The organism is Cupriavidus sp. 8B, from assembly GCF_054589115.1.
Genome location: NZ_BAAILO010000071.1, coordinates 1 through 20,197, shown reverse-complemented (window position 1 = coordinate 20,197; position 20,197 = coordinate 1). Strand labels below are relative to the sequence as shown.

At 67.0% G+C, this 20,197-nt stretch carries 17 protein-coding genes and 1 pseudogene; 9 read left to right on the top strand and 9 right to left on the bottom strand.

The window, feature by feature from the left end:
• Positions 1-450: 450 nt before the first annotated feature.
• A complete protein-coding gene (locus ACYP5B_RS06905) occupies positions 451-1,149 on the bottom strand; it encodes a TetR/AcrR family transcriptional regulator (RefSeq protein WP_400095979.1) in 699 nt (232 codons plus the stop codon).
• A gap of 436 nt (positions 1,150-1,585) precedes the next feature.
• Between ACYP5B_RS06905 and ACYP5B_RS06900 the strand changes: the two genes are divergently transcribed.
• The 8 genes from ACYP5B_RS06900 to ACYP5B_RS06865 all read left to right on the top strand — a co-directional run bounded on the left by ACYP5B_RS06900 (position 1,586) and on the right by ACYP5B_RS06865 (position 10,433).
• The gene (locus ACYP5B_RS06900) at positions 1,586-2,845 is read left to right on the top strand and encodes an MFS transporter (protein ID WP_459569080.1); all 1,260 of its coding nucleotides are present in this window, start codon (positions 1,586-1,588) and stop codon (positions 2,843-2,845) included.
• A gap of 56 nt (positions 2,846-2,901) precedes the next feature.
• Positions 2,902-3,750: a dihydroorotate dehydrogenase electron transfer subunit gene (locus tag ACYP5B_RS06895; RefSeq protein WP_459569079.1), complete on the top strand. Its 849-nt coding sequence runs from the start codon at positions 2,902-2,904 to the stop codon at positions 3,748-3,750.
• Positions 3,743-4,693: a dihydroorotate dehydrogenase gene (locus ACYP5B_RS06890; protein ID WP_459569078.1), complete on the top strand. Its 951-nt coding sequence runs from the start codon at positions 3,743-3,745 to the stop codon at positions 4,691-4,693. The genes ACYP5B_RS06895 and ACYP5B_RS06890 overlap by 8 nt, the downstream gene beginning before the upstream one ends.
• A 74-nt stretch (positions 4,694-4,767) precedes the next feature.
• On the top strand, positions 4,768-6,021 hold the full coding sequence (locus ACYP5B_RS06885) for a hydantoinase/carbamoylase family amidase (protein ID WP_459569077.1): 1,254 nt from the start codon (positions 4,768-4,770) through the stop codon (positions 6,019-6,021).
• A gap of 24 nt (positions 6,022-6,045) precedes the next feature.
• Complete coding sequence (gene pyrC / locus ACYP5B_RS06880) at positions 6,046-7,086, top strand: dihydroorotase (protein WP_459569076.1); 1,041 nt, start codon at positions 6,046-6,048, stop codon at positions 7,084-7,086.
• 77 nt (positions 7,087-7,163) lie between these two features.
• Positions 7,164-7,856 carry an orotate phosphoribosyltransferase gene (locus tag ACYP5B_RS06875; RefSeq protein WP_459569075.1) on the top strand — a complete coding sequence of 231 codons (693 nt, stop codon included), beginning with the start codon at positions 7,164-7,166 and terminating at the stop codon, positions 7,854-7,856.
• Between the two features lie 32 nt (positions 7,857-7,888).
• Positions 7,889-8,962, top strand: coding sequence for a porin (locus ACYP5B_RS06870; RefSeq protein ID WP_459569074.1), 1,074 nt, complete (start codon positions 7,889-7,891; stop codon positions 8,960-8,962).
• A gap of 76 nt (positions 8,963-9,038) precedes the next feature.
• Complete coding sequence (locus ACYP5B_RS06865; protein ID WP_459569073.1) at positions 9,039-10,433, top strand: MATE family efflux transporter; 1,395 nt, start codon at positions 9,039-9,041, stop codon at positions 10,431-10,433.
• 6 nt (positions 10,434-10,439) lie between these two features.
• Here the strand turns inward: ACYP5B_RS06865 and ACYP5B_RS06860 are convergent, their stop codons facing one another.
• The 5 genes from ACYP5B_RS06860 to ACYP5B_RS06840 form a co-directional block, all read right to left on the bottom strand.
• Entirely contained in the window at positions 10,440-12,815 is a 2,376-nt protein-coding gene (locus ACYP5B_RS06860; protein WP_459569072.1) for a DNA polymerase II, read from the bottom strand.
• An 81-nt stretch (positions 12,816-12,896) separates the two neighbouring features.
• Complete coding sequence (locus tag ACYP5B_RS06855; protein WP_459569071.1) at positions 12,897-13,754, bottom strand: SDR family NAD(P)-dependent oxidoreductase; 858 nt, start codon at positions 13,752-13,754, stop codon at positions 12,897-12,899.
• 1 nt (position 13,755) lies between these two features.
• The gene (locus ACYP5B_RS06850) at positions 13,756-14,568 is read right to left on the bottom strand and encodes a citryl-CoA lyase (protein ID WP_459569070.1); all 813 of its coding nucleotides are present in this window, start codon (positions 14,566-14,568) and stop codon (positions 13,756-13,758) included.
• Positions 14,565-16,109, bottom strand: coding sequence for a class I adenylate-forming enzyme family protein (locus ACYP5B_RS06845; protein WP_459569069.1), 1,545 nt, complete (start codon positions 16,107-16,109; stop codon positions 14,565-14,567). Before ACYP5B_RS06845 ends, ACYP5B_RS06850 begins: the two co-directional genes overlap by 4 nt.
• Before the next feature lie 36 nt (positions 16,110-16,145).
• Positions 16,146-17,150 (bottom strand): Bug family tripartite tricarboxylate transporter substrate binding protein, encoded by a 1,005-nt coding sequence (locus ACYP5B_RS06840; RefSeq protein WP_459569068.1) that lies wholly within the window; start codon positions 17,148-17,150, stop codon positions 16,146-16,148.
• Between the two features lie 102 nt (positions 17,151-17,252).
• Here ACYP5B_RS06840 and ACYP5B_RS06835 point away from each other — a divergent pair, with 102 nt between their 5' ends.
• Positions 17,253-18,110, top strand: coding sequence for an IclR family transcriptional regulator (locus tag ACYP5B_RS06835; RefSeq protein ID WP_459569067.1), 858 nt, complete (start codon positions 17,253-17,255; stop codon positions 18,108-18,110).
• Positions 18,111-18,129: 19 nt separating this feature from the next.
• Here ACYP5B_RS06835 and ACYP5B_RS06830 read toward each other — a convergent pair whose 3' ends face one another.
• The 3 genes and pseudogenes from ACYP5B_RS06830 to ACYP5B_RS06820 form a co-directional block, all read right to left on the bottom strand.
• Positions 18,130-19,158, bottom strand: coding sequence for a branched-chain amino acid ABC transporter permease (locus ACYP5B_RS06830; RefSeq protein ID WP_459569066.1), 1,029 nt, complete (start codon positions 19,156-19,158; stop codon positions 18,130-18,132).
• A complete protein-coding gene (locus tag ACYP5B_RS06825) occupies positions 19,158-20,042 on the bottom strand; it encodes a branched-chain amino acid ABC transporter permease (protein ID WP_400095995.1) in 885 nt (294 codons plus the stop codon). The genes ACYP5B_RS06830 and ACYP5B_RS06825 overlap by 1 nt, the downstream gene beginning before the upstream one ends.
• 10 nt (positions 20,043-20,052) lie before the next feature.
• Positions 20,053-20,197, bottom strand: a pseudogene (locus ACYP5B_RS06820) (ABC transporter ATP-binding protein); the annotation flags it as partial.

The window sequence follows — 20,197 nt, the reverse complement described above, 5'->3', positions numbered from 1 at the left end:
GATGCTCCGATCCGGTACCGGAAGATGGGCGAATGGGCTGGGATGCTACTACCGGGGGCGTCACCACGAAACCAGCGTCATTAACAGGATCGTGGCCATTTAAATCGGTAACGGCACGAGTTAATTAAAACCCGGGGCCGTACGACGAAATCATTGGGGTCCCCAATGACGCCACGCCAGCCTCCTGCAAGGATCGCTTTCTTTTGGTTACTTTTCTTTACGAGTAAAGAAAAGTGACATCTCACACGTTCTAAAACGGCAACACCGTACAGCCGCGCCAGCAGCTAGAAGCATCAAAACTCAGCCCACAAGAGACACCCGGCGTCAGCGGGCCACTAAACTAAACCAAATCAAACCAAAAATGCAACCGCATTCCATAACACTGCTTCCGCCGATTCAATCCTCACCAAGCTCGGTAGATTCTTGTGAGCGAATCACCGCAACGGGACTCTAGCGCGCCGTTGTCGATCCACGCAACGCCGCCAGGCAGAACTGCACGACGATGTCGGCCAGCTGCTCGGCCGTGGGCTGCTGCGTGGAAGCGATCGGCACGCGGCGGCGGTCGATGGTCAGCGTGGCCAGGCCGTGGGTGGCGGCCCACACGGAGAACGCCAGCTGCTCCTCGCTGAGCGCGCCGACGCTTGGGCCTTGCAGTACGGGCCCGATGGCGCTGCGCAGCACCTGGAACGATGCAGCGCCTGCCTCCATCAGCTCGGGATACGCTTCCCGGTCCGCGATCTCGGGCCCGAACATCAGGTGGAACCGCGCCGGATGGGCCTGCGCGAACTCCACATAGCCGAGCATGACTGCCCGCAGCCGGCCAGCGGCGTCGGCGGGATCGGTCTTTTCCACGCGCTGGCGGCGATACGCCACCAGGTCGCGAAACGCCTGGGCCGCGATGGCGGCCAGCAGCCCGTTCCTGTCCTTGAAGTGATGCGCCGGCGCGCCCGCCGAGACGCCAGCCAGCTTGGCGGCCGTGCGCATGCTCATGCCCGCGATCCCCTCGGTATCGAGCAGGTGGGTACCCCATGCGATCAGCGAAGCGCGCAGGTCGCCGTGGTGCCATTGCCCTTCCGGCTTGGTGGTTCCGCCTTGGGACTGGCCACGCTTTACCGGGGCGTCGCTGCGTGTTGTTGCTGGCTTTTTCATGGGGGCGAAGTTTATCAAATGCGCGTGCCACGGCAGGAATGCCCTCAGTCTTCTCAATAATTAGACAATTGTGTCGCCAGGTCCGCTACGGACGGCCGACAGGCACCTTCCGGCCACGATCGGGGGTTACCCTAGCCCCTCAAAAATCCCTTGCAAACGCGATTTCCTGCACGTAGTCTAAAAAACAAGACGGAACCCGTATGGCAAAGACGATTTGCAGCTTATTACTTGCAGTCAGTCCCATCCGGCGATTTTTTGCCCATGCAGTCTATAAATTGAGACAACAGCCAGGTTGTCGATGCCGTCCCCTAAGCCGGGCCAGCTGACAGCACCGGTAATCCGCATAGCAAGTGAATCAAAAGGCGCTACCCGTCGACGACCAAGCCCGCCCGACCAGCACACATGCTCAACAAAGGCACAGAGGAAGGAACGCCCCATGGAAGCCAACGCCCGCGTATCGGCCCCCACATCCGACGCCCCACCCCTACAACCCGACCGGACCTCGCCCTACGCCTGGAAGGCGCTGGCCGGCTCAGCCATCGGTTACGCGATGGACGGGTTCGACCTGCTCATCCTCGGTTTCATGCTGCCGGCCATCAGCGTGGCCCTCGCCCTGAGCACCGGGCAGTCCGGCGCGCTGGTGACGTGGACGCTGATCGGGGCAGTTGCCGGCGGCATCGTCTTCGGCGCGCTGAGCGACCGTTACGGGCGGGTGCGGGTGCTCACCTGGACCATCGTGCTGTTTGCGGTCTTCACCGGCCTGTGCGCGTTCGCGCAGGGGTTCTGGGATTTGCTGGCCTACCGCACCATCGCCGGCATCGGCCTGGGCGGCGAGTTCGGCATCGGCATGGCGCTGGCCGCGGAGGCCTGGCCCGCCAGCAAGCGCGCGCGGGTGTCTTCGTACGTGGCGCTCGGCTGGCAAAGCGGCGTGCTGCTGGCGTCTTTGCTGACGCCGCTGCTGCTGCCGCATATCGGCTGGCGCGGCATGTTCCTGCTGGGCGTGGTGCCGGCGCTGGTGGCCTGGTTCGTGCGCAACAAGCTGCATGAGCCGGAAGTGTTCGTGCGCCATGCCGAAACCCAGGACAAGAAGAAAGCGAATGCGTTCAAGCTGCTGGTTGCCGATGGCCGCACCACGCGGACCAGCCTCGGCATCGTGATCCTGTGCTCGGTCCAGAACTTTGGCTACTACGGCATCATGATCTGGCTGCCCACCTATCTGTCCAAAGCCCTGGGTTTCTCGCTGACCAAGTCCGCCATGTGGACCTCGGTCACCATCGTCGGGATGATGATTGGCGTCTACCTGTTCGGCCAGCTGGCCGACCGCATCGGCCGCAAGCCCAGCTTCCTGATCTTCCAGGCCGGCGCGGTGGCGATGGTGGTTGCGTATTCGCAAATGTCGGACCCCGTCACCATGCTCTGGGCCGGCGCGGTCATGGGCATGTTCGTCAACGGCATGATCGGCGGCTACGGCGCGCTGATCTCGGAAGCCTACCCCACGGCGGCGCGCGCTACCGCGCAGAACGTCCTGTTTAACATCGGGCGTGGCGTGGGCGGCTTCGGGCCCATCGTGGTCGGCGCGCTGGCCGCCAGCTACTCCTTCCAGGTGGCCATTGCCCTGCTGGCCAGCATCTACGTGCTGGACATGATCGCCACGATCTTCCTCATCCCCGAGCTCAAGGGCCTCGAGCTGGAATAAGCGCCCCGCATTGCATCGCCCCGTCTCGCCTCGCCTCGCATTTATCAGGAGTCATCATGTCTGCAACCTTGTGCGGCCTGGACAGCGCCGCCACGGTGGCGTCCCATCGCTGCCGCGTAGTCGAACATTCTTGGGTCAACCGGCGCTACAGGCACATCCGCCTGGAAGCGGATACGCCGATTGCGCGCATCACGAAGCCCGGGCAGTTCTACCAGCTCCGCTGCCCCGCCACCGAAACGGAACAGCCTTTCCTGCTGCGCCCCATGAGCGTCTATGGCGCGGGGCCGGAAGATGGCCGCATCGAGTTCCTCTACAACGTGACCGGCGTCGGCACGCGGGCCATGGCCAGCCTGCCTGTCGATGGCCACATGGAGATCGTGGGCCCGCTGGGCAACACCTTTACCTTCAGGCCGGATTTCAAGCGGATCCTGGTGGTGGCGCGCGGCGTGGGCCTGGCCACCATGGCACCGCTGATCCAGCAGGCGGCCGATGCCGGCGTGGCCATCACCGCGGTGATGTCGGCCCGCACCCGCGAGGACCTGATGGAGCAGGAGTTCCTGCGCGGGGCCAACGCGCAAGTGCATAGCGTGTTCGATGCCGATGGCTCCTCGTCCGTGGACGCCGTGGAAGTGCTGATGCGCAACCTGATCGGGCAGCAGCGGCCGGATGCGGTCTACACCTGTGGCTCGCACCGCCTGCTGATGCTGCTGCAGCGCGTGCTGGCCGATTATCCCGAGGTGGTGGGCGAAGTCGCCATGGAGCAGCGCATGGCCTGCGGCATGGGCGTGTGCCTGTCTTGCGTGCGGCTGTTCGATTGCGACGGCGACAAGCATTTCCTGCGGGTCTGCCGGGAAGGCCCCGTGTTTTCCATTCGCGAAGTGGTCGGGGAGGTGGAGTTTGGCTGATCTATCCGTTCGGGTTGGCGACTTGACGCTGCGCAACCCAGTCATGCCCGCCTCCGGCTGCTTCGCCATCGAGTATCGCGAAGCGCTGGACCTCAACCGGCTTGGCGCGCTGGTGATCAAGAGCGTCTCCCCCAGGTCCCGGGCCGGCAATCCCACACCGCGGGTAGCCGAGACCTATAGCGGCATGCTCAATTCCATCGGCATCCCGAGCAAGGGGCTCGACTACTACCGCGAATGCGTGCTGCCGCCCTACACCCGCTACGACACGCCCGTGGTGGTGTCGATCTCCGCCGATACCGCGCAGGAGTTCGCCCTGGCGTGCGAGCAGATGTCCCTGCCCGAGGTAGCCGCGATCGAGGCCAATATTTCCTGTCCCAACCTGGAAGCCGACGGCATGGCCTTTGCCATGCTGCCCGAGACCACCTACAAGGCGGTCAGCGCCATCCGCCGGCGTACGCGCCACCCCTTCTGGGTCAAGCTCACGCCCAACGCCAGCAACATTGCCGCCGTGGCGCGCGCGGCGGAAGACGCGGGCGCCGACGCCATCGTCATGGGCAACACCGTGCTGGGCATGGCCATCGATGTGCGCACCCGCAAGCCCAAGCTGGGCAATGTCATGGGCGGCCTGTCCGGCCCGGTCATCAAGCCGATTGCCCTGCGGCTGGTGCACCAGTGCTATCGCGCCGTGCGCATTCCCATCATCGGCTGCGGCGGGATTCAGAACGCCGAGGATGCCGTCGAGTTCATGCTCGCCGGCGCCGCCGCGGTCCAGGTTGGCACGGCGTCCTTCCGCGATCCCGGCGTCATGCAGAAGATCATCGACGGACTGCAGGACTATTGCCAGGAGACCGGCACCGAAGCACTGCGCGAGCTGGTGGGCCAGGTCCGGCTCGACCCGCACTTAAGCGACCGCTGGCTGCGCTTTGCGCAGCAATCCGGCTGAGCGCCACACGCAAAAAAGCCGCTCGCGCCGGCGCCTGCCGCCGGCGCGTCACTGCAACGATCAACAAACGTGTCATGGAAATTCTGGAACTCAAGCCGGTCGCCGAGCAGCTCTTCAAGGACATACGCGAACTGTCGTCAGATGGCGTTGGCGTGACCCGCGACAGTTACGGCGCCGGCGAGACGGCCGCGGCCGGCTACCTGCGGGACTTCGCGCTGCGCAACGGCCTTGAAGCGCAGGCCGACCGCGCCGCCAACCTCGTCTTCCGCCTGCCGCAAGCCGACGCTGGCGCGCCGGCCACGTGGGTGGGCTCCCACCTGGACTCCGTCCCGCAAGGCGGCAACTTCGACGGCCTGGCGGGGATCGTCGCCGGCCTGCTGTGCCAGCTCCGGCAACAGTGCAGCGGCCAGCGCTCGCGCGTGCCGCTGCAGGTGGTCGGCTTCCGGGGCGAGGAAAGCGCCTGGTTCGGCAAGGCGTACATGGGCTCAAGCGCCCTGCTGGGCAAGCTCTCGGCTGACGACCTGGCACTGCCGCATCGGCATTCCGGCGAATCGCTGGCGGCCTGTATGGCGGCAGCCGGCGCCGATGTCGAGGCGATCCGCACGCAGGCGCTGCTGCTCGACAAGGCGCAGGTGCACGCCTACCTGGAGTTGCATATCGAGCAAGGCCCGGTGATGGTCGCGCGCGGCTTGCCTGTCGCGGTGGTGCCCGGCATCCGCGGCAATGTGCGCCATAACCGGATCCGCTGCATCGGCGAGGCCGGCCACTCCGGCGCGGTGCCAAGGTGGCTGCGCAAGGACGCCATGTTTGCCGTGGCCGACCTGATCACGCGACTGGATGAGCACTGGCGCGTGCTGCTGGAGCGCGGCATCGATCTGGTCGTCACCACCGGCGTGGTCAGCACCAGCCGGGAGGAACACTCGATCTCGCGCATCCCCGGCATGGTGAACTTTAGCTTCGAGGCGCGCAGCAAGAGCGTGGAGACGCTGGAAGGCTTCTATCAGCTGCTGCGCACGGAATGCAAGGTGATCTCCCGCGACCGCGGCGTGCGGTTCGAGTTCGACCGCCGCATCGAGTCGGCCCCGGCCACCATGGACGGCAGGCTCTGCGAGCTGCTGGCGCAGGCATGCCGGCAACGGGACCTCCCGGTTGAGCAGGTACCGAGCGGCGCCGGCCACGATGCATCGCTGTTTGCCAACGCCGGCATCCCCACCGGCATGCTGTTCGTGCGCAACGAGCACGGCTCGCACAATCCGGACGAGGCGATGGACATCGACGATTTCCTGCTTGGCGTGCAGGTGCTGGACGACACCATCGCCAGCCTCTGAGCCGCGCCGACAGGAGACACGACCATGACGCAAAGCCTCACCCTGCCCCGGCCGGCCGACTGGCACCTGCACCTGCGCGACGGCGATACGCTGCGCGCCGTCCTGCCCCACACGGCGCGGCAGTTTGCGCGCGCCCTCGTCATGCCGAATCTCAGGCCGCCCGTCACCACCGTCGACGCGGCGCACGCCTACCGGGAGCGGATACTCGCGGCGCTGCCGCCAGGTGCGCGCTTTGTCCCGCTGATGGCCTGCTACCTCTGCGATGCAACGCCGCCCGACGAAGTGCGGCGCGGGTTCAGCGAGGGCGTGTTTACGGCCGTGAAGCTGTACCCGGCCGGCGCCACCACGCATTCCGAGTACGGCGTGACCGCGCTCGACAAAGTGGCCGGCGTGCTCGAAACCATGCAGGAAATCGGCATGCCGCTGCTGATCCACGGCGAGAGCACCGATCCGGCCGTGGACGTATTCGATCGCGAAGCCACGTTCATCGAGCGGACGCTCAAGCCGCTGCTGGCACGCTTCCCACGGCTCAAGGTGGTGCTGGAGCACATCACCACCGAGCAGGCGGCGGACTTTGTCGGCCGGGACTCCAGCGGCCGGCTTGCCGCCACCATCACGCCGCAGCACCTGATGTTCAACCGCAATGCCATGTTCACCGGCGGCATCCGCCCGCATTTCTACTGCCTGCCCGTGCTCAAGCGCGAGCGGCACCGGCTGGCATTGCGCCGCGCCGCCACCTCCGGCTCGCCCGCGTTTTTCCTGGGCACGGACTCCGCACCGCACGATCGCACGGCCAAGGAAGCGGCCTGCGGCTGCGCCGGCATCTTCAGCGCGCCAAACGCGCTCGAGGCCTATCTCACGGTCTTTGACGAAGAAGGCGCGCTGGACCGGTTTGCTGCCTTCGCCAGCGAGAACGGCAGCCGCTTCTATGGCCTGCCGCTGAACGAGGGCACGGTCACGCTCCGGCGGGAACGCCACCGCGTGGCCGAATCGATCCCGCTGCCGGACGGCAAGGCAATCCACCCCTTCCTTGCGGGCGAAGAACTTGGCTGGAAGCTGGCTTGAGCCGGCGCATGGACCCCCCTCGCCGCCCTGCTGATACGTGTCGCGGCGAAGCACAAGCACAAGCACTGGAGCACTGTATGTCTCAACTACGCACTCAACTGGACCTGTCGTCGTCGGTGGGCCAGGCCCTGCTGGATGCCGGCTGCGTGAAGTTCCGCACGGACGAGCCGTTCCGGCTGCCCTCCGGCTGGGCCAGCCCGGTCTATATCGACTGCCGCCGGCTGATCTCGTTTGCGCTGCTGCGAAAGGCGCTGATCGAGCGCGGCCTGGCACTGCTGCGGCAGCGGAACCGACTCGACGGCATCGATGCCGTGGTAGGCGCCGAATCGAGCGGCATCGCGTTTGGCGCGTGGATGGCCGACGCCCTGGCGCTCCCGCTGCTCTATGTGCGCAAGGAGGCCAAAGGGCTGGGCCCGGCCGCGCAGATCGAGGGCGTCGTCAACGCCGGCGACCGCGTGCTGCTGGTGGACGACATGATGGCCGCTGCGCGCTCCAAGCGGATCTTCTGCGAGGCGCTGGCCGCGGCCGGCGCGGTGGTGACGGACATCTTCGTGGTGTTCGACTACGGCACGTTCCCCACCGAAAGCGTGCTCGCCCCCTGGCAGGCCAAGGTGCATGCCCTCGCGAACTGGCAGGACATCCTGCAAGCCGCGCGTGCCGCCGGCGGCGTGGACAGCCGCAGCCTGGACGAACTGCAGCGCTTCCTGGAAGACCCGGCCAGATGGTCGCGGGACCACGGCGGCATCGGGGCCAGCGGGACGCAACGCTAACAAAAACCACAACGACTGAGAAGGAGATCACGATGCAGCAAACAAGCAAAGCCACGCTTGCGCTGGCGTTCCTGGGCGCAGCCTGCGCCAGCGGCGCCGCGCTGGCGCAATCCAGCGTCACGCTCTACGGGCAGGTCGACTCGTTTGTCGGCAGCACGCGCGCGGCGGGCGGCGACCGCGCCTACGTGGTGGGCGCCGGCGGCATGCAGACGTCGTACTGGGGCATCAAGGGCGCCGAGGACCTGGGCAACGGGCTGAAGGCGATCTTCGACCTCAACGGGTTCCTGCGCGCCGACGTGGGCAAATCGGGGCGCTCGGACACCGACGCCATGTTCACGCGCAACGCCTTCGTCGGCCTGCAGAGCAACGCTTACGGCACCGTCAAGCTGGGGCGCAACACCACGCCCTACTTCCTCTCCACGATCCTGTTCAACCCGCTGGTGGACTCCTACAACTTCGGGCCGTCCATCTACCACACCTACAAGACCGCAACGAGCGGCGCGGTCTACGACCCGGGCATCATCGGCGACTCGGGCTGGAGCAACTCCGTGGTCTACTCCACGCCGACGCTCGGCGGGCTGACCGTGAACCTGATCTACGCCTTCGGCGAGCAGCCCGGCAGCAACGGCCAGAACAAATGGGGCGGCAACCTCACCTACTTCAATGGCCCCTTCGGCGCTACCGTGGCCTTCCAGCAGGCCAGGTTCAATGCCACTCCGGGTGACGTGACGTCACCCGCGGCGCTCGCCGGCTTCAACAAGCAGAACGCCGTCCAGGGCGGCATCAGCTATGACTTCAAGCTGGTCAAGCTGTTCGCCCAGGCCCAGTACATCAAGTCGGATATCAGCGGCGCCCCCGGCGACATCAAGCACAGGAACGGGCAGGTGGGGGCATCGGTGCCGGTTGGCGCGGGCAATGTGCTGGTCTCGTACGCCTATGACAAGACCAGCAACAACGTCGGGGATTTCCGCCGCAACACCACCGCGCTAGCCTATGACTACAACCTGTCCAAGCGCACGGACGTGTACGCGGCGTACTTCTACGACAAGCTGACCGCGCAGTCGCATGCCGACACGTACGGCGTGGGCGTGCGCCATCGCTTCTGATCCCCGGCGAGGCAACGGTGCGGCGGATCGACCATAATGTCGGTCGATTCCACACAACCAGCCCCCGCTGCACAACGTGCCCGACGCCGATAGTCCCGCTTCGCCCGCTTCACCCGCTTCACCCGCCAGCAGCAGCGCTTCCAGCACATCGCCGGCCCTCCCCACCTCCGGCTGGCATCGCCGCGTGCTGGCGCTGGCATTCCCGATCATCCTCGCCAACCTGACCCAGCCGATCCTGGGCGCGGTCGATACCGCCGTGGCCGGCCACCTGCCGGATCCGGCCTACCTGGGCGGTGTGGCCGCCGGCGGCCTGTTCTTCAGCTTTGTGTTCTGGGGCTTCGGTTTCCTGCGCATGGGTACCACCGGCCTCGTCGCGCAAGCGTACGGCGCCCGGGACGGTGCGGCGTTGCGCGCCACGCTGGTACGCGCCCTGCTGCTGGCCACCGTCATCGGGCTCGGCGTGCTGGCCGTGCAGATGCCGCTGATCCACGGGGCGCTGGGCCTGATCGGCGGCAGCGACACGCTCCAGCACCACGCGCGCGTCTACAGCCATGCGCGGATCTGGGCGGCGCCTTTTGCCTTGTGCAACTACGTGGTGCTGGGCTACCTGCTGGGCTGCCAGCACGTGCGGCTTGGCCTGCTCACCCAGCTGTTCATCAACGCGGTGAACATTGGCGCGGTGCTGCTCTATGTCTACGTGTTCGACTGGGGCATCGCGGGGATCGGCGCCGCTACCGCCACCGCCGATGCGTGCGGCTTCGTGCTGGGCGCCGCCCTGCTTTGGCGGCTGCGCCCCCACGGGCTGCCTCCCCTGCGCTGGGATGTGGTTGCCGACGCGCACGAACTCAAGCGGCTGGTCGCGCTCAACCGCGATATCTTCATCCGCACGCTGTGCCTGGTGGCCAGCTTCGGCTGGTTCGCCCATGCGGGCGCCAAGCAGGGCGACGTGATCCTGGCGGCCAACGCGCTGCTGCTCAACTTCCAGACCTTCATGGCCTACGCGCTCGATGGCTTCGCGCATGCGGCCGAGGCGCTGGTGGGCGCCGCCATCGGCACCCGGGACCGGCATGCATTCCGTCGCGCGGTCCGGGTCACGATGATCTGGGCCGCGGTGGGCGCACTGTGCTTTTCCCTGGTGTATGCCAGCGCAGGCGAATGGATCATCGCCTGCCTGACCGACCAGCGGGCCGTCCACGACGCGGCCGTGCGCTACCTGCCGTGGGCCGTTGCACTGCCGCTGGTCTCCGTGTGGGGCTTCCTGCTGGATGGCGTGTTTATCGGCGCCACCCGCACGCGCGAACTGATGCATTCGATGGCCTTGTCGTTCGCGGCGTTCATGGCGGCGGCACTCGCGCTGGCCGGCCCGTTCGGCAACGATGGCTTATGGGCGGCGCTGCTGCTGTTCATGGCCGCGCGCGGCATCACGCTGGCGCGGGTGCTGCCGCGCATCGATGCCAGACGTTTGGCCTGACGCCCGTCAGAACAAGGCTTTCTGCCCCGTCACCAGCGTCTCGAACGCATCGTCCAGGAAGGGCAGGATGGCGTCGGCCACCGGCTGCAGCTGGCGCGTGAGATAGTGGTCATAGTCGATGGGCGAACACCGGGTTTCCAGCGGCTCCGGGCCAGCCACGGTCATCACATAGCTGATCCAGCCGCCGTTCTGGTACTGCAGCGGACGGCCTTCCTTGCGGTTGAACTCATCGGCGATGCGCGCCGCGCGCACGTGCGGCGGCACGTTGCGCTGATAGTCTTCGAGTGTCCGGCGCAGGCGTTTGCGGTAGACCAGCTGCGCGTCGAACTCGCCGTTCATGGTGCGGCGGACATAGTCCTGCACGTACTCCCGGTACGGCTGCTTCTTGAACACGCGCTGATAGAGCTCCTGCTGGAACTGCTGGGCCAGCGGCGTCCAGTCGGTGCGCACCGTTTCCAGGCCCTTGTAGACCATCTCCTCGCTGCCATCCGCCTTGGCGACCAGCCCCGCGTAGCGCTTCTTGCTGCCCTGCTCGGCGCCGCGCACGGTGGGCATCAGGAAGCGGCGGTAGTGGGTCTCGTACTGCAGCTCCAGCGCGCTCTCCAGCCCGTACTGCTGCTGCAGATGCTGCCGCCACCACTGGTTCACGTGCTGGACGAGCGCGCGGCCGATCCTGTCGGCGTCCGCTTCGGCGTGCGGCCGCTTCAGCCAGACGAAGGTGGAGTCGGTATCGCCATAGATGACCTGGTAGCCCTGCGCCTCGATCAGCTCGCGCGTGCGGTGCATGATCTCGTGGCCGCGCATGGTGATCGACGACGCCAGGCGGGGGTCGAAAAAGCGGCAGACGCTCGACCCTAGCACCCCATAGAACGCATTCATGATGATCTTCAGGGCCTGCGACAAGGGCTTGTTCCCCTCGCGCTTGGCGGCTTCCCGGCCTTGCCAGATCTGCTCGACGATGGCCGGCAGGCAATGCCGGGTGCGCGAGAAGCGCGCGCCGCGAAAACCCGGCACCGAGCTCTCGTCGGACGGATCCCGTAGTCCCTCCACCAGCCCGAGCGGATCGATCAGGAAGGTACGGATGATGGATGGGTACAGGCTCTTGTAGTCCAGCACCAGCACCGAATCGTACAGCCCGGGCTGCGAATCCATGACAAAGCCACCCGGGCTGGCCCCCTCCGGCACCTCGCCCAGGTTCGGCGCCACGTAGCCCTGCCGATGCATCAACGGCATGTACAGGTGCGAAAACGCAGCCACGCTGCCGCCGCTGCGGTCCGCGGGCAAGCCCGTGACGGCGGCCCGCTCCAGCAGGAAGGTCAGCAACTCGGTCTTGGCAAAGATCCGGGTGACCAGTTCGCAGTCCTTGAGGTTGTAGCGGGCCAGGGCCGGTTTATCTTCCGCGAAGCGGCGGTCGATCTCCGCCATCCGCTGATACGGGTTGTCGATGGACTTGCCCTCGCCGAGCAGGGCCTGCGCCACGCTCTCCAGGCTGAAGGACGGGAAATTCCAGGTAGCGGACCGCAGCGCCTCAATGCCGTCGATGATCAGGCGGCCGGCGGCGGAGGCAAAGAAATGGTTCTCCTTGAAGCCGTGCTCGCGCCACTCCAGCACATTGCCGCCCCGGCCGAATAGCAGCGGGACCTGATAGCGATCCGCGTGCTTCTGCAGCACGCGCAGATCGAACTGCACCACGTTCCAGCCGATGATGGCATCGGGATCGTGCTGCGCCAGCCATTGGTTCAGCTTTTGCAGCATCAGCGGGTGGCTGGCGCAGTACTCCAGGTCAAAGTCGAGCGGGCTGTCGTCGCCATTCGGCGGGCCGAGCATATACACCTGGCGCTGGCCGCAGCCTTCCAGCGCGATGGAGTACAGGTCGCCGTGGGCGGTGGTCTCGATATCCAGCGAGACCAGCTTCAGCCGCGGCCGATACGCCGGGCCCGGCTTCATCTGGCAGTTGAGGAGGGGGCCCTTGTCGTCAGCCGCGTTGGGCTCGCCGGCAAACCAGACAGGGGCGGTGATGAAGCGCTCCATCAGGTAGCGTTCCGGCGGGCGGATGTCGGCCTCATAGACGCTGACGCCGGCTTCCTTCAGCAGTTTTTCCAGCTTGGAGAGTTGGCGATAGTGCTGGCAGTAGAGGCCCAGCACCGGGCGGCGATGGAAATCGGCCAAGGGGAGTTCGCGCAACTCCACATTGCGCTCGCCGCGCAAGACCGCCTCGGCGGCTTCGCGCTGCTCGGCCGGGATGAAGGCCACGGAGGGCTGATGCGCCAGGCGCAGGAGCTGCGGGCCGCTGTCGGTTGCCAGCCAGAACTCGACCTCCGTGCCGGCAGCCGTATCCCGCCAGTGTCGAGTCAGAAGAAAACCCTGTTGTCGTTGAGCCACCTGCCGCCTTTGAAAACCCACCTTAGCCGGCTATTTTACTGGTCCTTGGCCAGTCAAGCCCCGCTCAGGCCGGTTTGCGCGTTACACAAACTTGCCCGTGATGCCGCCGTCCACCACCAGTTCGGTGCCGGTAACATAGGCCGCCGCGTCCGACGCCAGGAAGGCGCAGGCGTGCGCCACATTCCACGCGCTGCCCATGCGGCCCATGGGGACTTGCGCGGCGCGTGCCTGCCGCGCCTCGTCCAGGCTGGTGCCGGAGAACATCTTCGCCACCGTGGTGGCGATGCGCGGCGTGTCGATCAGCCCCGGCACCACGGCGTTGGCGCGCACGCCATGCGGCGCGTATTGCTGCGCCAGCATGCGCGTGAAGTGCGCCACGGCGGCCTTGGTCACGCTGTAGGCCAGGTGCGGGTATCCCACGTAGCGCATGCCGGCCACCGACGAGATGGCGATGATGGCACCGCGCCCGCGCGCCACCATGTCGGGCAGCACCTGCTGGCTGGCCAGCAACAGGCTGCGCACGTTGACGGCGTGGATGCGGTCCAGGTCGTCCGCGGTGGTCTCCATCGGGCCGCCGGTCTTGCCGATGCCTACGTTGTGATGCAGCACGTCCACCATGCCGAAGCGCTCGCGCGCCGCGGCAAAGAGGCGCACCACATCGGCCTCCACCGACACGTCGCCCGTGAAGGTCTCGGCGATGCCGCCTTCGGCCCGGATCAGCGCCGTGGTTTCCTGCGCCGATGCCGCGTCCCGATCCACCACGCAGACCTGCGCGCCCAGGCGCGCGTAGGTCACGCTAGCCGCGCGGCCGATGCTCCAGCCCGGGCCCGCCGAGCCCGCGCCGGCGACAAAGACCGTGCGGCCCGAAAGATCGAGTGGCAGCGCGGGCGGGCGTACTGCGCTCGCCGTGCTTTCAACAGGGGTCGACGTGCTTGTCATCTCAGGCGCCCTCCTTTTGCTGATGCCCACCCTCTCCCACATACGGAATCGCGTGCTCGATGGTGTCCCAGATAAAGCGGCCGGAGGGGCTTTGCTGCTCTTCGACGATGTGCGCCACCAGCCCGGCCGCGCGCGAAATCACGGCAAAGCCGCGCATCACGGCCGTGGGCACGCCCAGCTCGCCCAGCAAGGCGGCCACGGCACCGGTAGCGTTGATGGTGATGGGCCGGCCGGCCACGGTATCCACCGCCCTGGACAGGCGCTCCAGCGCGCGGATCTTGTCGCCGGCCAGGTCGGGCTCGGCGCGCCCCATTTCCAGCAGCTTGCAGGCGCGCGGGTCCACCGGCTTATGCAGGTGGTGGCCAAAGCCGGGTACATGGCTCTTGATGGATTTGTAGTGGCGCGCGATCTCCATGGCCTCGGCATCGGGATCGGCGGCGGCGCCGATGCGGTCGAGCAGCTGCGCGCAGTTTTCCATGGTGCCCACGAAGGCGCTGCCAACCGCCAGCAGGCCGGCGGAGACGGCGCCCTGCAGGTTCTCGGGCGCGCTCATGTAGATCAGCCGCGTGGCGATGGCGCTGGGCGTGAGGCCGTGCTCCATCAGCACGATCAGCACCACGTCTGTGATGCGCAGGTCCACCGGGCGTGGCTCGCGGCCCAGGATCTGCATGAGCATGACCTCGGTGAAGGTCTTTTTGCCCATCAGGTCCTTGACCAGGTCCGCGTCGCGGTAATGCAGGCTGGTGAGGGTATGGGTGCAAAGGCGGGTAACAGGCTTGGAGGCAACAGGCTTGGCGGCAGCGGAGGAGGTCATGATTGGGTCCCGGTGGATTCGTTGGCGGTGTTGTAGGCGTCAGGGGCGATGGCGCGGTCGCGCACGGCGGTCTTGAGCACCTTGCCCACGGCGGAGCGCGGCAGGCTGGCGTGGAAGTGGATGCGCTTGGGCGTTTGCACGGGGCCCAGGCGCTCACGCACAAAGGCGATCAGCTCCACTTCGGTGGCATGCTGGCCGGGGCGCAGCTGCACGGCGGCCTGCACCGCTTCGCCCCATTTCTCGTCGGGCACGCCGAACACCGTGCATTCGTGCACCGCCGGATGCTGGCCCAGCGCGTTCTCCACATCCACCGGATAGACGTTGAAGCCGCCGGTGATGACCATGTCCTTGAGCCGGTCCTTGAGGTACAGGTAGCCGCGCTCATCGATCAGGCCGCGGTCGCCCGTGTGCAGCCAGCCGTCGACCAGCGTCTCGGCGGTTTTCTCCGGCAGGCGCCAGTAGCCGCTCATCACCAGGTCGCCGCGCGCGACCACCTCGCCAACCTCGCCCGGGGGCAGCAGGCGGCCGTCGGGGGCCATGATGGCCACGTCGCTGAACCAGGTGGGCAGGCCCACGGCGGCCCAGTTGCGCTCGTCATCGAAATCCGCGGGGCGCATCACGGTCAGGCTTTGCGGTGCCTCGGTCTGCCCGTAGGTGGTGCCCAGCACGGGGCCGAAAAAGTCGCGCACCTCGCGGATCTTCTCGGGTGGCATGGGCGCCCCGCCGTAGATCAGGCGACGCAGGTGCGGGAAGTCCGCGCGCGAGGCGCCGGGCAGCGCCATCAGCATGTAGACCAGCGTGGGCGGCATGAAACACACGGTGCCGCCGCGCTCGCGAAACGCCGCGCGCACGGCCTCGGCGCCGGCCTCGGCCAGCACCACGTGGCAGCCGCCCTGCGCCAGGATGGGCAGCAGGTAGGTTGACGTGCCATGCGTGATCGGCGCGGCCACGATATAGCGCTCGTGCTCGTGGAAGCCCCAGGCGTGGATCTGGTTGGAAACGTTGGTCATCCAGGCGCGGTACGGCTGCATCACGCCCTTGGGCGCGCCGGTGGTGCCGCCGGTGAACTTGATCGCCTGCGTGGCGTCCTCCGGCAGCGCAAAGGCCGGGCGCGCTGCGCCGGCATGCTGCGCGATCAGCGCCGCCACCGACATCTCCCCCGGCGGCGGCAAGCCGCTGTAGATGCGCGCCCCGCAGGCGCCGTCCAGCAAGTCGGCGCAGGCCACATCGAGCACCAGGATGGAGGGCTCCGTAGCGTCGATGATGCGGCGGATTTCCGGCCGGGTGCTTTTTGGATTCAGCGGCACCCAGACCTTGCCGCAGGCCAGCACCGCGAGGATCGCGACGATGTGCTCGGCACTGTTCCTGGCGCAAATGCCGACGCGGCTCTGCAGGGTGTTGTCGAGCGCATCGAGCGCCGTGGCCAGCGCGGCCACCTGGCTGGCCAGCGCGTCGTAGCGGATGGCGCCTTCGGGGGCATCGATGGCGATGTTGCCGGGCCAGCGCGCCGCGGCGCGCCAGAAGAAGTCGATCGGGTACATAGTGGGCAACGCTCCTTGTCTCTTGTTCCTGATTCCTTACTCGGCCTTGGCGCCGGACTGTTTCACCACGTCGTGCCAGCGCTTGGTTTCCGTCGCGATCAGGCGGCGCAATTGCTCAGGCGTGCCGGGTTCTGGGGTGGCCGCCAGGTCCTGCAGGCGCTGGTGCACGTCAGGTGCGGCCAGCACCTTGTTGAGGGCGGCGTTCAGGCGGTCGATCACCGGCCGCGGCGTGCCGGCGGGCGCGGCCAGGCTGAACCACGATTGCACGTCAAAGCCGGGAAAGCCTGACTCGGCAACGGTCGGCACCTCCGGCAGCAGCGGCGAGCGCTGGGCGCTGGTGATGGCGATGGCGCGCAGCCGCCCCGCCTTCACGTGCGGCAGCGCCGACGGCGTGTTGTCGAACATCGATTGCACCTGCCCGCCCAGCAGGTCGGTCACCGCCGGCGCACTGCCGCGATACGGGATGTGCAGCATGTTCAGCCGGGCCTGCATCTTGAACATCTCGCCCGACAGGTGGATGGACGAGCCGCTGCCCGACGAGGCAAAGGTGATGCCGTCCTGCGACGCCTTGGCAAAGCGGATGTAGTCGGCCAGGGTTTTCACCGGCAGCTTCGGGTTCACCACCAGGATGTTGGGGATCCTGGCGATCAGCCCGATCGGCTCGAAATCCTTTTGCGGGTCGTAGCCCAGCTTGTCGTACAGCGACGCGTTGATGGTGTTGGCAATGGTGTAGACATAGAGCGTGTAGCCATCGGGCGCGGACTTGGCCACCACTTCGGCGCCCACATTGCTGTTGGCGCCCGCCCGGTTGTCCACCACCACCGGCTGGCCCAGCTGCTCGCCCAGCTTGAGGGCGACGATGCGCGCGATCACGTCGGTGGCGCCGCCGGCGGAGTAGCCGACCACGAGCTTGATGGGCTTGGCGGGCCAGGCGGCCTGGGCGTTGGGCTGGGCATGAAGGGGCAGCGCCAGGCCGCAGGCCAGGCTGAGGGCCGCCGCGAACGCCAGCAGGCGTCGGCGCGGTGCGTTGTGCAAGGTCATTGGTTTGTCTCCTGTTTGGCGGTGCAATGCCGTCGCGAGCCCCCTTCTGGCCGCGCTGCGGCATACTGCGGGTGGCTTCCATCGACCGAGAAATTCTTCCCCATGCCTGCCCGCACCGCCAGTCAAAACGTCCGCCTGACGGACGTTTCTTCCAAAGGCAAGGCAGCCCTCAGCCCCCTTCCCGACGCCACCGACGCCACCGAGCCCGCCGAAGACGGCGGCAGCCGCACGCTGCGGCGCGGCCTGCAATTGCTGGATGCGGTGCTGGCCAGCGGCCGCGAAGGGCTGCGCGTGGTCGACCTGTGCCGCATCGCCGCGCTGGAGCGCGCCACGGTCTACCGGCTGCTGGCTACCTTGATGGAGAGCGGCTACGTGGCCCAGCGCGGACGCTTTCGCTATGTGGCGGGGCCGCGCCTGGCGGCGCTGGCGCAGCCGCATGCCACCGATGGGCTGGCGGCGCGGCTACAGCCCGTGCTGGCACGGGTGAGTGCCGCCTGCGGGGATGCCGCCTTCGCCATCGTGCGCGAAGGCGCGATCTCGCACTGCATCGCGCGCCATGTGGGGACCCACCCGGTGCAGATCCTCGTCATCCAGGTCGGCACGCGCCAGCCGCTGGGCGTCGGCGCCGCCGGGCTGGCCCTGCTGGCAGCGCTGCCGGAAGACGACGTGGCGCAATGCATCGCCGCCAATGCCGCGGCGCTTAGCCACTATGGCGGCATGACGCCCGAGCGCATGAACATCCTGGTGCGGGCCACGCGCGAGCGCGGCTGGTCCGTGATCGGCAATCACGCCACCAGCGGCGTGCTAGCCGTGGGCATGGCGGTGCATAGCGCCGACGGCGAGCCGGTGGCGGGCATCAGCGTGGCTTCGACGCTGGCCCGCATGCCGCGCGAGCGGCAGCATCTGATTGCGCGGGCCATGCGCGAAGCGCTGGCGGCTTTGTTGCCGAAGGGGTTGTGAGCTTGGTGGCGGCGCGTTGCTAGTCCGGCTTCAGGCGGGGGGCCGCGCGCGGCGCGCGCAGCCTTCGGCTAAAGACCTGGCGGCCGGCCAGCAATTCAAGCTGGCCCACAAGGCCCCGGCGGAACAGCAGGACGCAGGCAACAAAGATGACGCCCGTTACCATGGTCACCGACTCGCCCAGCGAGCCAAACCATGCAATGCCCGTGGCGGAAGCCAGGAAATTGCCGATGGCGCCCAGCCGGGTTTCCAGCGCGACCACCACGAAGGCGCCGACCAGCGGGCCGGACAGCGTGCCCAGCCCACCCACCAGCGTCATCAGGATCACTGAGCCCGACATCGACCAGTGCACGTCGGTCAGCGTGGCAAAGCCCAGCACCAGCGCCTTGATCGACCCGGCCAGCCCGGACAGCGAGGCGGAGAGCACGAACGCCATCAGCTTGTAGCGGTCGGTGTCGTAGCCCAGCGAGATGGTGCGCGGCTCGTTCTCCTTGATGGCCTTGAGGATCTGGCCGAACGGAGAATGCACCGTGCGCACGATCAGCGCGAACGCCGCCACGATGACCACCAGCGCCACGTAGTACAGCGTCAGGTCGTCGGCCAGCGGCAGCACGCCGAACAGCTTGCCGCGCGGAATCGCCTGCAGGCCATCCTCGCCGCCCGTGGCTGGCGCCTGCAGGCAGACAAAGAGCAGCATCTGCGCCAATGCCAGCGTGATCATCGAGAAATAGATGCCCTGGCGGCGGATCGCCAGCGACCCCACCACATAGCCGGCCAGGCCGCCGGCCAGCGTCCCCAGCACCATGCCCGCTTCCGGCGTGACGCCCCATACTTTCATGGCATGGCCCGCTGCATAGCCCGCGCCGCCGAAGAAGGCCGCATGCCCGAACGACAGCAGCCCGGTATACCCGACCAGCAGATTGAACGCGCACGCGAACAGCGCGAAGCACAGCACCTTGAGCACAAACACCGGATACGCCCCGGCCATCGGCGCCAGCACCAGCGCTGCCAGCAGCAATCCGTACCCCAGTTTCCTGGTTGACTGCCCCATTATTGACTCCTTCCAAACAGCCCCGACGGGCGCAGCATCAACACGATCGCCATGATGAGGAACACCACCGTGGCCGAGGCCTCGGGGTAAAACATCTTGGTCAAGCCCTCGATCACGCCCAGGCCAAGGCCGGTCAGGATCGAGCCCATGATGGATCCCATCCCGCCGATCACCACTACCGCAAACACGATGATGATCAGGTTCTGCCCCATCAGCGGCGAGACCTGCATTACCGGCGCCGCCAGCACGCCAGCAAACGCCGCCAGCGCCACGCCGAAGCCATAGGTCAGCGTCACCATCAGCGGCACGTTGACGCCGAACGCCTCAACCATCTTGGGGTTCTCCGTGCCGGCGCGCAGGTAGGCGCCCAGCTTGGTCCTCTCGATCAGGTACCAGGTGGAGAAGCACACCGTCAGCGAGGCAGCCACCACCCAGGCGCGGTAGTTGGGCAGCATCATGAAGCCCAGGTTGGTGGCGCCGCCCAGCGCCTGCGGCGCGGAGTACGGCAGCCCGGACACGCCGTACACCGAGCGGAAGATGCCTTCTATCACCAGCGTGATGCCCAGCGTCAGCAGCAGGCCGTAGATATGGTCGAGCTTGTAGATCCAGCGCAGCATGGTGCGCTCGATCACGATGCCGATCAGCGCCACCGCCAGCGGCGACAGCACCAGCATCACCCAGTAGTTTAGCCCGGCGTACTCCATGCCCAACCAGGCCAGCACAGCGCCGAGCATGAACAGCGCCCCGTGGGCGAAGTTGATGACGTTGAGCAGCCCGAAGATGACCGCAAGGCCAAGGCTCAGCATCGCGTAGAAAGCACCGTTGACCAGCCCCAGCAGCAGTTGGGACAGCAAGGCGGAAAGGGGAAAATTCAGTGTCGTCATAAAGCGGTCCTCATACCCCCAGCAACGCGTTCAGCACCGGCATCCTGGCTTGCAGCTCCGCGGCCGCGAAGCGCTCGACGATGGTGCCGTGTTCCATCACATAAAAGCGATCTGCCAGCGGCGCGGCAAAGCGGAAGTTCTGCTCCACCATCACC

Coding starts and splice junctions, on each gene's coding strand:
- ACYP5B_RS06895 (WP_459569079.1), top strand. CDS start 2,902: ATGTCTGCAACCTTGTGCGGCCTGGACAGCGCCGCCACGGTGGCGTCC.
- ACYP5B_RS06840 (WP_459569068.1), bottom strand. CDS start 17,150: ATGACCTTGCACAACGCACCGCGCCGACGCCTGCTGGCGTTCGCGGCG.
- pyrC (WP_459569076.1), top strand. CDS start 6,046: ATGACGCAAAGCCTCACCCTGCCCCGGCCGGCCGACTGGCACCTGCAC.
- ACYP5B_RS06845 (WP_459569069.1), bottom strand. CDS start 16,109: ATGTACCCGATCGACTTCTTCTGGCGCGCCGCGGCGCGCTGGCCCGGC.
- ACYP5B_RS06825 (WP_400095995.1), bottom strand. CDS start 20,042: ATGACGACACTGAATTTTCCCCTTTCCGCCTTGCTGTCCCAACTGCTG.
- ACYP5B_RS06855 (WP_459569071.1), bottom strand. CDS start 13,754: ATGACAAGCACGTCGACCCCTGTTGAAAGCACGGCGAGCGCAGTACGC.
- ACYP5B_RS06885 (WP_459569077.1), top strand. CDS start 4,768: ATGGAAATTCTGGAACTCAAGCCGGTCGCCGAGCAGCTCTTCAAGGAC.
- ACYP5B_RS06835 (WP_459569067.1), top strand. CDS start 17,253: ATGCCTGCCCGCACCGCCAGTCAAAACGTCCGCCTGACGGACGTTTCT.
- ACYP5B_RS06875 (WP_459569075.1), top strand. CDS start 7,164: ATGTCTCAACTACGCACTCAACTGGACCTGTCGTCGTCGGTGGGCCAG.
- ACYP5B_RS06900 (WP_459569080.1), top strand. CDS start 1,586: ATGGAAGCCAACGCCCGCGTATCGGCCCCCACATCCGACGCCCCACCC.
- ACYP5B_RS06830 (WP_459569066.1), bottom strand. CDS start 19,158: ATGGGGCAGTCAACCAGGAAACTGGGGTACGGATTGCTGCTGGCAGCG.
- ACYP5B_RS06870 (WP_459569074.1), top strand. CDS start 7,889: ATGCAGCAAACAAGCAAAGCCACGCTTGCGCTGGCGTTCCTGGGCGCA.
- ACYP5B_RS06850 (WP_459569070.1), bottom strand. CDS start 14,568: ATGACCTCCTCCGCTGCCGCCAAGCCTGTTGCCTCCAAGCCTGTTACC.
- ACYP5B_RS06905 (WP_400095979.1), bottom strand. CDS start 1,149: ATGAAAAAGCCAGCAACAACACGCAGCGACGCCCCGGTAAAGCGTGGC.